The sequence below is a fragment of the Butyricimonas sp. BSD2780061689_150309_C8 genome (assembly GCF_015560935.1).
GTDB classification, from domain to species: Bacteria; Bacteroidota; Bacteroidia; order Bacteroidales; family Marinifilaceae; genus Butyricimonas; species Butyricimonas paravirosa.
On the sequence record NZ_JADMSV010000001.1, the window covers coordinates 510,187 to 523,751 of the forward strand.

Sequence of the window (13,565 nt, forward strand, 5' to 3'; positions counted from 1 at the left end):
TAATTAATAACGATCATCGCAATCATAACCAAGCCTTTTTTACTCACCATTTTACTCATATTCCGCAGCTATAAAAAGCATTATTCTCACTATCTACCGTCTAGCGAATGTAAGTAAAATATTTTTAAATACCAACCACCAATAAAGTATATTATTAATCTTTCAAACATACTCTTACTCTACCAAGGCGTTAACCATAATTGTGGATCTAAATTGTCTTTATCTCTCCAAACTTGAAAATTTAACGTACTGTTATTACCACTACTCACAGCCAGCTTGCCAATTTTTTGTTTCACATTGACGGTGTCCCCCTTCTTAATAAATATCTCCACCAAATTCGAATACACCGTCAGATAATTTCCATGCCGCACAATCACAACGTTATTATCCCCCGGGATAAACATTATTTCCGTCACCACACCCTTAAATACCGCTCTAACATCAGCATTCCGGGATGTCGTAATAGTAATTCCTGCATTATTTAACTTCACCTGTTTAAAAACAGGGTGTACATTCACCCCGAATTTCTCCGACACAAATCCCTGTTCAACAGGCCAAGGTAACTTTCCTCTATTTTTAGCGAAATCGTCGGAAATAAGTTTCTCTTCTGGTGTTAATTTATATGTAGAATTTTTACTCCCCGACTTTTTAGCCTGAGCAGCAATGAGTTTCTCCAATTCTTTTTTAAAACGTTCTCTGTTCTTAATCTCAATATTCAACTTTCGAAGAAGTTCTTTTTCCTTTTTCTTCAAATCCGCTATATACGTGTTCGCCTCATTTTGTTCCCGGATCAATTGATTATTTTGAGAGGTAATTTTAGACTGAGTTTCACTTTTCAGAGTCATCAATTTACTCAATTCTTTATTAATGGCGGTCAATGAATCGTTTGTCTGTTCAATTAACTGAATCTGCCGCTTGGAATAATCCTGAACCTGTTCAAAATATTTATACCGGGCATAAGCCTGGGCAAAACTCGAAGAAGAAAATATATAGATTAATTTATCCGATTCATTCCTCTTCTTCCAGGTCTCGTACACCATCTTAGAATAGAATTCCAGCATCCGTTGTTTATCGGATTCCAAACCGGATTTAACAGACTCATTCTTTTTAATTTGACCATCAAGGTAATTCACCTCGTTCGTGAGAGATTGAATCATTTCTTTCCCTTTACCAATCTTCTGATTAATGATTGAAACTTTCTGTATCGTGGAGGATTTATCTTTACGGGCATTTTCCAGTAACTTATTCAAATACGCGATTTCCTTCTCCGTCTTTTCATTTTTCTTCTTAATCGCATCAATAGACTGCGAGTAAGAAAAAGTGAAAGAAAACAAGAAAATCACGATCAATATGTTACGACAAATATCCATGCTAATACATTCTTTTATACTTACTAGGTATTTTAAAATTAGGTGAAACTTCCACGTCAAATTCCAACCGGTCAAAATTCAATATAACTTCCCAATTATCATTATCCGAAAATACATTAAAAGTTATTTTCCCGGGAAACAATTTTCCACTAAAATCCTTTATATTCTTGTATTTCACGCTCATTCCGACACCCTCTTCCAAATCCTCGATAGAAACAGCATTAGGTCTGAAACAATCCGGATCAATATGTATTTTCTGCAACACTAAAGAAAATTCTTTATTCTTTCTCCTTTTCTTGTATAATTTCTTCAATTTTCTCCCCAATGCTTTCTCTTCCAAACTATACAATACATAATCGTTACCCGACTTATCAAATTTATAACGCTTTCCCCGCACAGCCTCCGTGGTACAAGATTCAAAATCAAAGAATTGATTTGTCAGTATCCGTTGAAAACAATCAAATGTCAAACCTACGTCAAAACGTTCTGCGAAATAACTATAATCAGAAACAAAATATTTTTTCTCCCTAGGGCTGATAAATTTCACGCTATCCGGGGTTAATAGCAGTCTAGCCACATCAACTCCTAAAGAGGCACTAACTGAAACCCATATAAAACTATCTCTTTGTATTCGTAAAATAGCTTTAAGACTATGGGAATTCTTGTTATCCTTCAAAGATAAATCAACTTTTTTCGCATATATCGTATTATAATCTAACTCGTTAGAAATAATATTTTTAAACAATTTTCCTTCGGTAATATTCGGTAAATCTCTACGACTTTCCGTAATCTCCTTCACGGATCTACACGACACGAAACACAATAAAATCAATAATAAAACACAACTACTTCTCATGATCTACCGGTAAACCATTCTCTATCTTATATTTTAAATCACCACATTCTTCATCTCTAAATTCCAATGCTTTCTGCCACATTTTCACAGCCTCCTCCTTTTCCCCGTTCATGAATAAAATATCTCCATAGTGTTCGTATAAAACTCCACTTGGATTCTTCTCGTTCTCAATAGCTGAACGCATATAAAATTTAGCCAAAGAATAATTTTTACTTTTAAACAAAACCCAGGCATAAGTATCCAAAAAAGTCGAATTATTCGGATCAGCACTCAATGCCGTTGAAATCATTTTTTCAGCTTTATCCAAATGTTCATTTCGTAATGAAAGATAATAGCTGTAATTATTTAATGTCATTATATCACCCGGATTTATCAACAAAGTACTGTCAAACATGGCAAAAGCCTGTTCAACACTATCCTGTTTATAATATACCTCACCAAGATAGGCAAAAAACTGAGCCTTAATAGGAGAATTATCCGGAGACAAGGCAAGTCCTTGTTCCAAATATCCCTTTGCTCGCTCTAAATCTTTCCGAATCAGTAAAGGTAAACTGATCATCACGTAGGGTAACGGCTCATTCGGGAAATATTTCAAACATTCCAACCCACCACGATACATGGCAGTCGTGTCTTCCAATTGATTATATAACATCAACAACTCTTCCCAAACCAAATAATTATTCTTCTCCTTAGAAATAAGAAATTCCAGTTCACCCTTACATTCCTCCAGTCTATTATACCGTTTCAGAAAATCAGCATTCAAAGTCCTAACGGCTATATCTTCAGGATATTTCTCTAACAATAATTGCACGTAGGAATAGATATGATCCAAAGAGATATTCGCATCGTTTTGGTTAACTAATAACTTCAGCAAATATTGAACCTTCAATCCATTTTCAACCTTATCATTCAACAAGGCCGAACGAATATATTTTTCCGTGTTTAAAGTATCATTCTTTGTACGATAATAATCAGCTAGATAAAGCCGCACAAAACCATTATCCGGATCATTTTTTACGATTTTATTCAATAATTGAAGACCTTTCTTCTCTTGATCATGTGACAAATACAGTTCGGCTAATAAACCCAAATAATCTGTTTTTTCAGGATATTTCTTCACCAACTTCATGATTTCCGCCGAAGCATTCTTTACATCATCCATCTTGGAATATAATTTAGCCTTTTCAATAATAGCCGGCTCACTTATTCCAAACTGTTTCTCGTAACGATCCAACACGTTTATAGCCTTATCCCACTTCTCAACAGAAGAATATAAATCAGTCTCCACGATGTAAAAATCCTCTCTCTCGGGATGTAATAATATCAATTTATCATACACCTTACACGCCTCTTCAATCATTGATTTTCTCTGCAAAATATTAGCCAACAATAAATTATACCAAATATTTGTCGGCTCCAATTCCACAGCCTCCCGCATCAGTTGTAAAGGCAGCGCATAATCCTCTCCTAATACCAATATACTGGATAATTCATAACGTACCGCGGCACTTTTGTTATAAATTTTCATACACTGATCGAAATAGGCAATAGCAGATTTCAAGTCACCTAAAACCTTACAACGTACCCCTTCCATGAAAGCATAATCGAACTGTACTTTAGCCTCACCTTCTAAAGTAGGTTCTACCACTTTCTTTTTATCAGCAAAAAGCTGAGTAGTACACAAAAGCAATAAAAAAACAAATAATAATCGACCTATTTTAGTCATTATAAATGATTTATTGTTTACCCGTGTGACCGAAACCTCCTCTCCCTCTCTCCGTCTCGCCCAATTCCTCCACTTCAATTAATTCAGCCTGTTCAACCTTATTAATCACCATCTGGCAAATTCTGTCCCCGTCATTAATCTGTGTTACTTCATGGGACAAATTCACTAAAATAACTCCGATTTCCCCTCTATAATCAGCGTCAATCGTTCCCGGCGTATTCAATAAAGTGATTCCTTCGTTTAAAGCCAATCCACTCCTTGGACGCATCTGAGCCTCGTAGCCATCAGGTAATTCGATAAACAAACCCGTCGGAACAAGTTTCCTCTCCAACGATTTCAACATGATAGGTTCATCAATATTAGCCCGTATATCTAAACCGGCAGATGATTTTGTCTTGTATTCCGGAAGCGGATGCTTCGATTTATTCACTATTTTAATTTTCATTCTCTCTGTAACTTTGGATGTTAATCACATTTTTAACTACTCCCATAAATTGCGCTAAGATAGCTATTTTTTATGAATTAACTTGTACATAAAATCTTTTGTCAGCAAAAAACTCATCTCTTTTTTTATAAAAATATACACGAAGAGTACGAATAACGGTAAACGAGCCAAACAAGTTACCAAGTTATTGTCAAATTTTATATATCCACCGACAAAATAGAACAATAAACAAATCGCAAAATAGAAAATAATCTTAGGTATATCGTAATTGATCTTGTAAAAATGTCTTCCCAGAATAAAAGATAAAATCGTCATAACCAAAAAACACGTGAAAACGGAATAGGCAGATGCCATAAAACCTATTTTCGGCAAGAAAATCACGTTTCCTCCTATCGTGATTACGCAACCGATAATCGCCATGTAAGCCCCGTATATCGTTTTATCCGTCAATTTATACCACAATGACAACGAATAGTAAATTCCTTGAAACAAATTAGCCATCAATACCCAAGGTAATATCGTCAACCCGCTGAAATATTCTGATCCCAAGAAATATTTTAATACATCCAAAAAGTACATAACCCCTAAAAAGATCATTAAACCGAATCCGGTAAAATAGAGCAGTACATCCTGGTATATTTTTTTTGAATCATTATGCTTGGCGTAATTGAAAAAGAAAGGTTCGAAAGCGAAGCGGAAACCTTGCGTAAAAATATACATCACCAAAGCCAATTTATAACTTGCCCCGTATATCCCAGTTATAGCCAAAGCCTCTTCCCCATCTCCTAAAATTTTAGGCATCAAAATCTTATCTCCCTGTAAATTAATCATCCCGGCAACACTCACGATCAAGATCGGGTATGAATATTTCAAAATATCTTTCAGCAAAGAGAACGAGAAAACAAATTTGAACCGGAAAATATAAGGAAACAACATCACCAACGTGCAAACAGAAGAAACCAGATAGGAAATGAAAATATAAACTACCCCACCATCAGCCTGATAGAAAGGAACAGAAATCCCTTTCTTCTCCAAAAATGGACAGAGCAAATAGAAAAACAAGTTCAACCCCACGTTAATAAGTATATTCACGAATTTAATAACCCCGAAACGAAGGGCTTTCCCTTCCATTCTCAATAGAGCGAAAGGCAAAGTACTCACCACATCAATCGCGATCGTTACAATCAATAAAACGAAGTAAATCGGATGATTCCCCACCTCAAGAAAACTGACAATTTGCGGGAGAAACGAAAAACAGAGTAATAAAAACAAAGTCGAAGTAAAGAGTAAAGAGGTCAACAAAGTCGAAAACACCCGGTCTTTATTGTCTTTAGTTGCAAAGCGGAAGAACCCAGTTTCTGTACCATAAGTCAACAATACAACTAACAAAGCAACATACCCCATCAAATTCGTGAATATACCATTATCGACCGGAGAAAGTACCCTGGTATATAGTGGAACCAGCAACCAATTTATAAACCGTCCGAGTATTGTCGAGAAACCATAAATCACGGTTTCCCCCATTAGTTTCTTTAAAGGATTCATAATAACTTTGTCTTTATCAAATATGATTCAACAGACAAAAGTAACAAGTTCCCAACAACAATATCATATATATATTATCTTTTATTTTTTTTAAAAAGAAATATGAGTATTATGATAGGCTGTGAGTTTTTGGTATAAAAAATAAGCGATTCTTTTGTTTTAATCGTTATTATTAATGGAGTGAAGAGTTATTCACAGGTTATAATTTTATTAATCCTTGATAATGAGATTTATTTTCGAGTTATCCACAATTGTTAGTAAAACAGGCTTTGGAAAAGTATTCGGTGAAATTCCCGTGAATTGATGTTAGTATTTTGTAGAAAGGAATTGGAATAATTTGAATAACTATTCTTGCATTTTTTAATTCTATTATTACTTGAATTCGAAATCGAGAAATCAAAATAAAGTTATTCTTTTTAGTTCTTTTTTATTCCACCATGAATACACGAGATACTAACAGTTACTAATAGGTATAATATAAAAAAATTGGAAATAGAATATAACGAATTTCTATTTCCAATTTATTATGACAGAACGTTTTACTTCCTATAAGAGAAATGCACGATTATTTGTTCATCTTTTCGATTGTAGCGGTAGTTGAATATCCTTCGATAAAATCAATAGTAATCACTTCTCCCCCTTTGGCTTTTACTATATCGTAACCTACAATCTCTTCAGGTTTATAGTCTCCTCCTTTTACTAACACGTCCGGTTGAACGAAATCAATCAGATCACGGGGTGTATCCGTATCGAAAAGGATCACTTCGTCAACAAACATGAGAGAAGCTAGTAATAACGCCCGGGCATTCTCGTCGTTTACGGGTCTGGAATCACCTTTTAACCGTTTCACAGAATCATCCGTGTTCAATCCGATCACTAATTTAGTTCCCAGAGAGGCCGCTTTGGCCAGGTATTCTATATGTCCTTTATGGAGAATATCAAAACAACCGTTTGTGAAAACGATCTTGTCATCTTTGAATCTCCACAGACTCAATATATTTTCAGCCTCTTTCGCCGTGTGTGCGATTTTTTTCTCGATAAGTGGTAAATAATCCATGATCATGTCAAATAAGTTTATTTGTTGCGGTGTCCGGGAAAACCAATGTAGGTTTGTGTGATTTAGCCTCTTCAAAATTCATTGAAGCGTATGAGATAATAATGATCACGTCGCCCACGGCACATTTACGTGCTGCCGGACCATTCAGACAAATAATGCCCGAATTGCGTTCTCCTTTGATGATATAGGTATCGAATCTCTCACCATTGTTAATGTTCACGATCTGAACTTTTTCGTTTTCGATCATGTTAGCTGCCTCTAACAGAGCTTCATCAATAGTGATACTGCCCACGTACTGAAGGTTAGCATCAGTAACGGTAACCTTATGAAGTTTAGATTTTACTACTTCTATAAACATCTTCGTGTTAGTTTAAAATACAATATTATCAATTAATCGGATTTTACCGGCATAAACCGCTATACATCCAACTTTTACATTGTTTTCACTCCAGTCTTGAATAGTTTTCAGTTCTGTGTCGTCCACGATCTCAAAATATTCAGTTTCCAGATAAGGGTTTTTATTGATTTCATCTACTACCCATTTTTTTAATTCTTCCACGTTCATTTGGGAAGTTAAGTGAGTAGCTTCTTCGAGTACTTTATGAATATGCGGGGCGTTTTTCCTGTATTCCGGTTCCAGTAAAGTATTTCTGGAACTCATGGCCAACCCGTCTGTTTCCCGGATAATGGGACATGGGACAATTTCCAGATCATAATGTAATTGTTTCACCATGTTTTTGATTACTGCAACTTGCTGGAAATCCTTCATCCCGAAATATGCCCGGTGTGGTCGCACAATGTCAAATAACTTGCTTACGATTTGTCCCACGCCGTTAAAATGTCCCGGACGTCTTGCTCCTTCCATGACACTCTCCACGTATCCGAAGTCAAATACACGGGTATCTTCTTCCGGGTACATCTCTTCCACGCTGGGAGCGAACACGTAATCACATCCGTTCTTTTCCAATAAAGTAACATCTTTGTCCAAAGTACGGGGATAACGTTTCAAATCTTCTTTATCATTAAACTGCGTCGGGTTCACGAACACGCTGACCACGGCAATATCATTTCCTTTTTTACATGCTTTCACGAGGGATATGTGACCTTCGTGAAGTGCGCCCATTGTTGGCACTAAGCCCACCGTTTTCCCTTCACTTTTCAACTTCTCAATAACGGTACTTAATTCCGTTTTCTTAGTTATAATATTCATGCTTATATTCTTGAAAATACGGGGTGCAAGTTTACAAACTATTTTCGATATAATGCAAAATTGAAAGTTGAAAATTCAAAATGATTATTTAAATAGTGAATGAATATTAGCGTGTATAGACGAGAGAGCATCCAGCAACTCGTTATGGGTAACGCCTTCCCGCATGACAATAAGGACTGTATCGTCACCACCGATAGTTCCCAGTACCTCAAAATAATTTTCATTATCAATCAGAACGGTCACGGCTTTCGCATATCCGGGAAGAGTTTTCATCACGGCAATATTTCCTGAAAAATCAATGCTTGAAATGGCGTCCGTCACGATGGCAGAGGCTTTTTCATCGGCTTGTTCATTCTGAATACTGTCCGGGATAATATATATGTAACCTTTATCTTTATGAGGTATTTTAGCTACTCTCATGAATTTAAGATCGCGTGATAACGTACTTTGCGTTGCCTCTACGTTTAGCTCTTTCAGTCTGAACAATAATTCTTCCTGCGAGCAGATCTGTTCGTTCTCAATAAGCTTTCGAATGGCCAACAGGCGTTTCGTTTTATTTCTCATAGGTGTTTATATTACGCCTCACAAAGTTAGGGAAATTTGTTTTATATTCAATACGGGGATATAAAATAAAGAGAGGGTATTGATGTACTTATCTGGGGAGTATAATGGTTTGATAAGTTTTAGAATACGGTGTATTGATGTCCCTATAATCTTAAAAATATTTATTTTCATAAATATGCTTTGTAAATTCATATATTCACCATATTTTTGCATAAAATTTAATTTATAGTTGATTGATTGAATAAATATGCATGAATTAAAGAAAGCCCGTCTCGTTTTAGAAGACAGGACAGTTTATGAGGGAACTTCCTTTGGTTACGAGAAATCGGTGTCCGGGGAAGTTGTTTTTTATACGGCAATGACCGGGTATCCGGAGAGCTTAACAGACCCTTCTTATAAGGGGCAAATTCTGGTTCCGACTTATCCCATGATCGGAAATTACGGGGTCCCGGTCGATGACGAGCGAGACGGAATATCCAAGTTCTTCGAGTCGGATAAGATTCATTGTAAAGCTTTGGTCATTTCGGATTACTCTTCCCGGTATAGTCATTGGAATTCACAAAAAAGTCTCGGAGATTGGTTAAAAGAACAACAGATTCCGGGGCTTTTTGGTATAGATACCCGGGCATTGACTCAAAAGTTAAGGGATCATGGAGCAATGTTGGGTAAAATACTGTTTGACAATGAAGACATACCCTATTATGATCCGAATAAAGATAACATCGTTGCCGAGGTTTCCACGAAAAAGATCATGGAATACGGAAACGGGAAATATAAAGTGGTTCTGGTGGATTGCGGGGTAAAAAACAATATATTGCGATGCTTGTTAAAACGGGATGTTACGGTGAAACGAGTTCCGTGGAATTATGATTTCACGAAGGAAAAATTCGATGGTATCTTTCTTTCTAACGGGCCGGGAGACCCCTCTCGTTGCGAGGAAACGATAGAGCATATACGGAAAGCATTGAAAGGGAATACCCCTATCATGGGTATTTGTCTGGGAAATCAACTCATGGCAAGGGCTGCTGGAGCCTCTACCTATAAATTAAAATATGGACATAGAAGTCACAATCAGCCGGTCATGAACCCCGGTGGAACCCGTTGTTATATTACTTCCCAGAATCATGGGTTTGCGATAGATGAGACAACACTTCCCGCTGACTGGGAACCGTTGTTCGTGAACGTAAATGACGGTACAAACGAGGGAATTCAGCACAAGAAAAAACCTTTTTTCTCGGCTCAATTCCATCCGGAGGCATCAAGTGGTCCCGTGGACACGGAGTTTCTTTTTGACAATTTCATTGCTGCAATGAAAACATCGAAGAAATAATTGAAAGGAATGTTAGTGATAACACTGAAAATGATGAGTATTCCAGCTCCTCCTCTGTTCATAGAGGAGGTGGCACGAAGTGTCGGAGGAGTTATCGTTATTTCTATAAACTCCCTCCCCCCTTCGGGGTACTCCCTCTATAAACAGAGGGAGAGCTAGAATACTCATTTTTGACGGAAAAAACGAGCAATGAATCTAAAACTTTAAATCTAAAATAAGAATGGGTATAGCAAAGGTATTGCTTCTGGGATCGGGAGCATTGAAGATAGGGGAAGCCGGAGAGTTTGATTATTCCGGATCACAGGCTTTGAAAGCACTTCGGGAAGAAGGTATTTACAGCGTGTTGATAAATCCGAATATAGCCACGGTACAGACATCGGAAGGGGTGGCTGACAAGATATACTATTTACCCGTGACACCGGAATTCGTGGAACAGGTGATCGAGAAGGAACGTCCGGATGGTATTCTTCTCTCTTTCGGGGGACAAACTGCATTGAATTGCGGAGTGGCTCTTTATAAATCGGGTGTTTTAGAAAAGTATAACGTGCAAGTACTCGGAACGCCTGTACAAGCCATCATAGATACCGAAGACCGGGAAATCTTTGCCGGGAAATTGGCAGAAATTAACGTGAAAACACCGAGAAGTATCGCTGCCAGTAATATGGAAGAGGCGTTTGCTGCGGTGGATAAACTAGGTTTTCCGGTGATTATCCGGGCAGCTTACACGCTGGGGGGATTGGGTTCCGGTTTTTGTTCGAATAAAGAAGAGTTGGAACGTTTGGCTGCCAGTGCTTTTTCTTATTCTCCTCAGGTTTTAGTGGAAGAATCTTTGAAGGGATGGAAAGAAGTAGAATACGAGGTGGTACGTGATAAATATGATAATTGTATCACGGTTTGTAACATGGAAAACTTCGATCCGTTGGGAATTCATACCGGAGAGAGTATAGTAGTTGCTCCATCACAGACTTTAAGTAATAGCGAATACCACAAATTGAGATCGATAGCTATAAAAATAATCCGGCATATAGGCATCGTGGGTGAATGTAACGTGCAGTATGCCCTTGATCCGAACTCGGAAGATTATCGGGTAATAGAGGTAAACGCTCGTCTTTCACGGTCCAGTGCATTGGCATCCAAGGCAACCGGGTACCCTTTGGCTTTTGTTGCCGCAAAATTGGGTATGGGATACGGGTTACACGAGATCAAAAACTCGGTAACCAAAGTCACCACGGCATGTTTTGAGCCGGCATTGGATTACGTGGTTTGTAAAATACCTCGCTGGGACTTGAATAAATTCGAGGGAGTTTCCAAAGTGATCGGTTCTTCCATGAAAAGCGTGGGAGAAATCATGGCTATCGGACGATCTTTCGAAGAGGCAATTCAAAAAGGAATCCGGATGATCGGGCAGGGTATGCACGGTTTTGTCGGTAACGTGTTGAAAGCGAAAGATATTGATGAAGAGTTAGTGAACCCGACAGATTCTCGGATATTTGCCATTGCCGGGGCTTTCGACAAGGGATATAGCGTAGAGAAAATTCATGAATTGACGAAAATCAATCACTGGTTTTTACAACGTTTGGAAAACATTCACTTGCTAAAAGAAGAGTTAAGCAAACTTGATAAGGAAACGGATATTAGTGAAGGTCTGTTGCGAAAGGCAAAACAATACGGTTTCTCTGATTTCCAGATCGGGCGATTGACCGTGAAGAATACCTCGTTATCTCACCACGAGAAAATGTTGAAGGTTCGGGATTACCGGAAGAAATTGGGAGTATTACCCTGTGTGAAACAGATTGACACGCTGGCGGGTGAATATCCGGCAATGACAAATTACTTGTATGTCACCTACAACGGGTCCGAAAATGACGTGAAATACGAGCATGACGGGCGTTCCGTGATCGTGTTGGGGTCGGGAGCTTATCGTATCGGTAGTAGCGTGGAATTCGATTGGTGTGGTGTGAGTGCTTTGAATACAATACGGAAAGCCGGCTATCGTTCGGTGATGATTAATTATAACCCGGAGACAGTCAGCACGGATTACGATACCTGTGATCGTCTCTATTTCGATGAGTTGTCATTTGAACGGGTGATGGATATTATCGAATTGGAAGAACCGAAAGGCGTGATTGTTTCCACGGGTGGCCAGATTCCGAATAACTTGGCTATGCGATTGCATGGTCAACACGTGAATATTTTGGGAACTTCTCCCGAATCTATCGACCGGGCAGAAGATCGTCAGAAATTCTCTACCATGTGTGACGAGTTGGGTATTGACCAGCCCCGGTGGAGCGAATTAACGAGTATAGAGGACATTTATCATTTCGTGGATAAAGTGGGTTTCCCCGTGTTGATTCGTCCTTCTTACGTGCTATCCGGGGCCGCTATGAACGTGGTGTCGAATAAAGATGAGTTATTACATTTCTTGGAGTTAGCAGCAGAGGTATCGAAAGATCATCCTGTCGTGGTATCCGAGTTTATCGAACAGGCGAAAGAAGTCGAGATTGACGCCGTGGCGCAAGAAGGAGAGGTAAAGGCTTACGCTATCAGTGAGCATGTGGAATTTGCCGGAGTACATTCCGGTGATGCGACTATCGTTTTCCCGGCACAGAAACTTTACGTGGAGACAATCCGTCGAATCAAAAAGATTGCCCGTTCCATTGCTAAAGAACTGAACATATCCGGTCCGTTTAACATGCAGTTTTTGGCGAAGGATAATGATATAAAGGTCATCGAGTGTAATTTGCGGGCATCGAGAAGTTTCCCCTTCGTGTCGAAAGTGTTGAAATACAACTTTATCGATATGGCCACCCGAATCATGTTGGGTGAAAAGGTCGAGGCTTTAAATAAGTCTGTATTTGATTTGGATTACGTGGGAGTGAAGGCATCTCAATTCTCTTTTGCACGGCTTCTGAAAGCCGATCCCGTACTTGGGGTGGATATGGCATCTACCGGGGAAGTGGGTTGTATCGGGGAGAATTATTACGAAGCAATACTGAAAAGTATGCTTTCCGTGGGACATCGAATCCCGAAGAAAAACATACTGATCTCTTCCGGCCCCTTGCGTTCTAAAGTGGAATTGATCAATTCAACCCGTATGTTGATAGAGAAAGGGTTCACTATCTATTCCACGGAAGGAACCGCCAAATTCTTTAAAGAAAACGGTATCGATGTGAATATCTTATACTGGCCGGACGAGGACAAGGAACCGAATATCATGGAGTATTTGCACGACCGGAAAATTGATCTGGCCATCAATATTCCGAAAAACCACACGAAACGGGAGTTGGATAACGGGTATAAAATCCGTCGAGCTGCGGTGGATTACAATATCCCGCTGATCACTAACGCCCGGTTGGCTAGTGCGTTCATCTATGCGATTTGCAAGGTGGATCCGTCGGAGATTGCGATCAAGAGTTGGGACGAATACAGAGAGTATTGAAAGATAAAGACTAAAAATCAAAT

11 protein-coding genes are annotated in these 13,565 nt (G+C 38.6%); 2 read left to right on the forward strand and 9 right to left on the reverse strand.

Annotation, left to right across the window (positions count from 1 at the left end):
• Nucleotides 1-179: 179 nt before the first annotated feature.
• From I2I33_RS01965 to I2I33_RS02005, 9 genes are all read right to left on the reverse strand, one after another.
• The gene (locus I2I33_RS01965) at nt 180-1,370 is read right to left on the reverse strand and encodes a murein hydrolase activator EnvC family protein (RefSeq protein ID WP_087419264.1); all 1,191 of its coding nucleotides are present in this window, start codon (nt 1,368-1,370) and stop codon (nt 180-182) included.
• 1 nt (nt 1,371) lies between these two features.
• Nucleotides 1,372-2,226: a DUF4292 domain-containing protein gene (locus I2I33_RS01970; RefSeq protein WP_087419265.1), complete on the reverse strand. Its 855-nt coding sequence runs from the start codon at nt 2,224-2,226 to the stop codon at nt 1,372-1,374.
• On the reverse strand, nt 2,216-3,952 hold the full coding sequence (locus tag I2I33_RS01975; protein WP_087419266.1) for a tetratricopeptide repeat protein: 1,737 nt from the start codon (nt 3,950-3,952) through the stop codon (nt 2,216-2,218). The genes I2I33_RS01970 and I2I33_RS01975 overlap by 11 nt, the downstream gene beginning before the upstream one ends.
• Nucleotides 3,953-3,962: 10 nt before the next feature.
• Nucleotides 3,963-4,397, reverse strand: a complete 435-nt coding sequence (gene dut / locus I2I33_RS01980) for a dUTP diphosphatase (protein ID WP_087419267.1) — start codon at nt 4,395-4,397, stop codon at nt 3,963-3,965.
• A gap of 63 nt (nt 4,398-4,460) precedes the next feature.
• Nucleotides 4,461-5,942, reverse strand: coding sequence for a lipopolysaccharide biosynthesis protein (locus tag I2I33_RS01985; RefSeq protein WP_087419268.1), 1,482 nt, complete (start codon nt 5,940-5,942; stop codon nt 4,461-4,463).
• Nucleotides 5,943-6,507: 565 nt separating this feature from the next.
• Nucleotides 6,508-7,005, reverse strand: a complete 498-nt coding sequence (rfaE2, locus tag I2I33_RS01990; protein WP_229128151.1) for a D-glycero-beta-D-manno-heptose 1-phosphate adenylyltransferase — start codon at nt 7,003-7,005, stop codon at nt 6,508-6,510.
• A 1-nt stretch (nt 7,006) separates the two neighbouring features.
• Entirely contained in the window at nt 7,007-7,357 is a 351-nt protein-coding gene (gene panD, locus I2I33_RS01995) for an aspartate 1-decarboxylase (protein ID WP_087419269.1), read from the reverse strand.
• Nucleotides 7,358-7,369: 12 nt separating this feature from the next.
• Nucleotides 7,370-8,209, reverse strand: a complete 840-nt coding sequence (gene panC, locus I2I33_RS02000; protein ID WP_087419270.1) for a pantoate--beta-alanine ligase — start codon at nt 8,207-8,209, stop codon at nt 7,370-7,372.
• Nucleotides 8,210-8,293: 84 nt separating this feature from the next.
• Entirely contained in the window at nt 8,294-8,773 is a 480-nt protein-coding gene (locus tag I2I33_RS02005; protein ID WP_087419271.1) for an arginine repressor, read from the reverse strand.
• A 247-nt stretch (nt 8,774-9,020) separates the two neighbouring features.
• Here I2I33_RS02005 and carA point away from each other — a divergent pair, with 247 nt between their 5' ends.
• Nucleotides 9,021-10,103 (forward strand): glutamine-hydrolyzing carbamoyl-phosphate synthase small subunit, encoded by a 1,083-nt coding sequence (gene carA, locus I2I33_RS02010; RefSeq protein WP_087419273.1) that lies wholly within the window; start codon nt 9,021-9,023, stop codon nt 10,101-10,103.
• Nucleotides 10,104-10,317: 214 nt separating this feature from the next.
• The gene (gene carB / locus I2I33_RS02015; protein WP_317193309.1) at nt 10,318-13,542 is read left to right on the forward strand and encodes a carbamoyl-phosphate synthase (glutamine-hydrolyzing) large subunit; all 3,225 of its coding nucleotides are present in this window, start codon (nt 10,318-10,320) and stop codon (nt 13,540-13,542) included.
• Nucleotides 13,543-13,565: the final 23 nt, after the last annotated feature.

Bases quoted from the DNA above. Each gene is read 5' to 3' on its own strand.
- I2I33_RS01965 (WP_087419264.1), bottom strand. From the start codon at position 1,370: ATGGATATTTGTCGTAACATATTGATCGTGATTTTCTTGTTTTCTTTC.
- I2I33_RS01970 (WP_087419265.1), bottom strand. From the start codon at position 2,226: ATGAGAAGTAGTTGTGTTTTATTATTGATTTTATTGTGTTTCGTGTCG.
- I2I33_RS01975 (WP_087419266.1), bottom strand. From the start codon at position 3,952: ATGACTAAAATAGGTCGATTATTATTTGTTTTTTTATTGCTTTTGTGT.
- dut (WP_087419267.1), bottom strand. From the start codon at position 4,397: ATGAAAATTAAAATAGTGAATAAATCGAAGCATCCGCTTCCGGAATAC.
- I2I33_RS01985 (WP_087419268.1), bottom strand. From the start codon at position 5,942: ATGAATCCTTTAAAGAAACTAATGGGGGAAACCGTGATTTATGGTTTC.
- rfaE2 (WP_229128151.1), bottom strand. From the start codon at position 7,005: ATGATCATGGATTATTTACCACTTATCGAGAAAAAAATCGCACACACG.
- panD (WP_087419269.1), bottom strand. From the start codon at position 7,357: ATGTTTATAGAAGTAGTAAAATCTAAACTTCATAAGGTTACCGTTACT.
- panC (WP_087419270.1), bottom strand. From the start codon at position 8,209: ATGAATATTATAACTAAGAAAACGGAATTAAGTACCGTTATTGAGAAG.
- I2I33_RS02005 (WP_087419271.1), bottom strand. From the start codon at position 8,773: ATGAGAAATAAAACGAAACGCCTGTTGGCCATTCGAAAGCTTATTGAG.
- carA (WP_087419273.1), top strand. From the start codon at position 9,021: ATGCATGAATTAAAGAAAGCCCGTCTCGTTTTAGAAGACAGGACAGTT.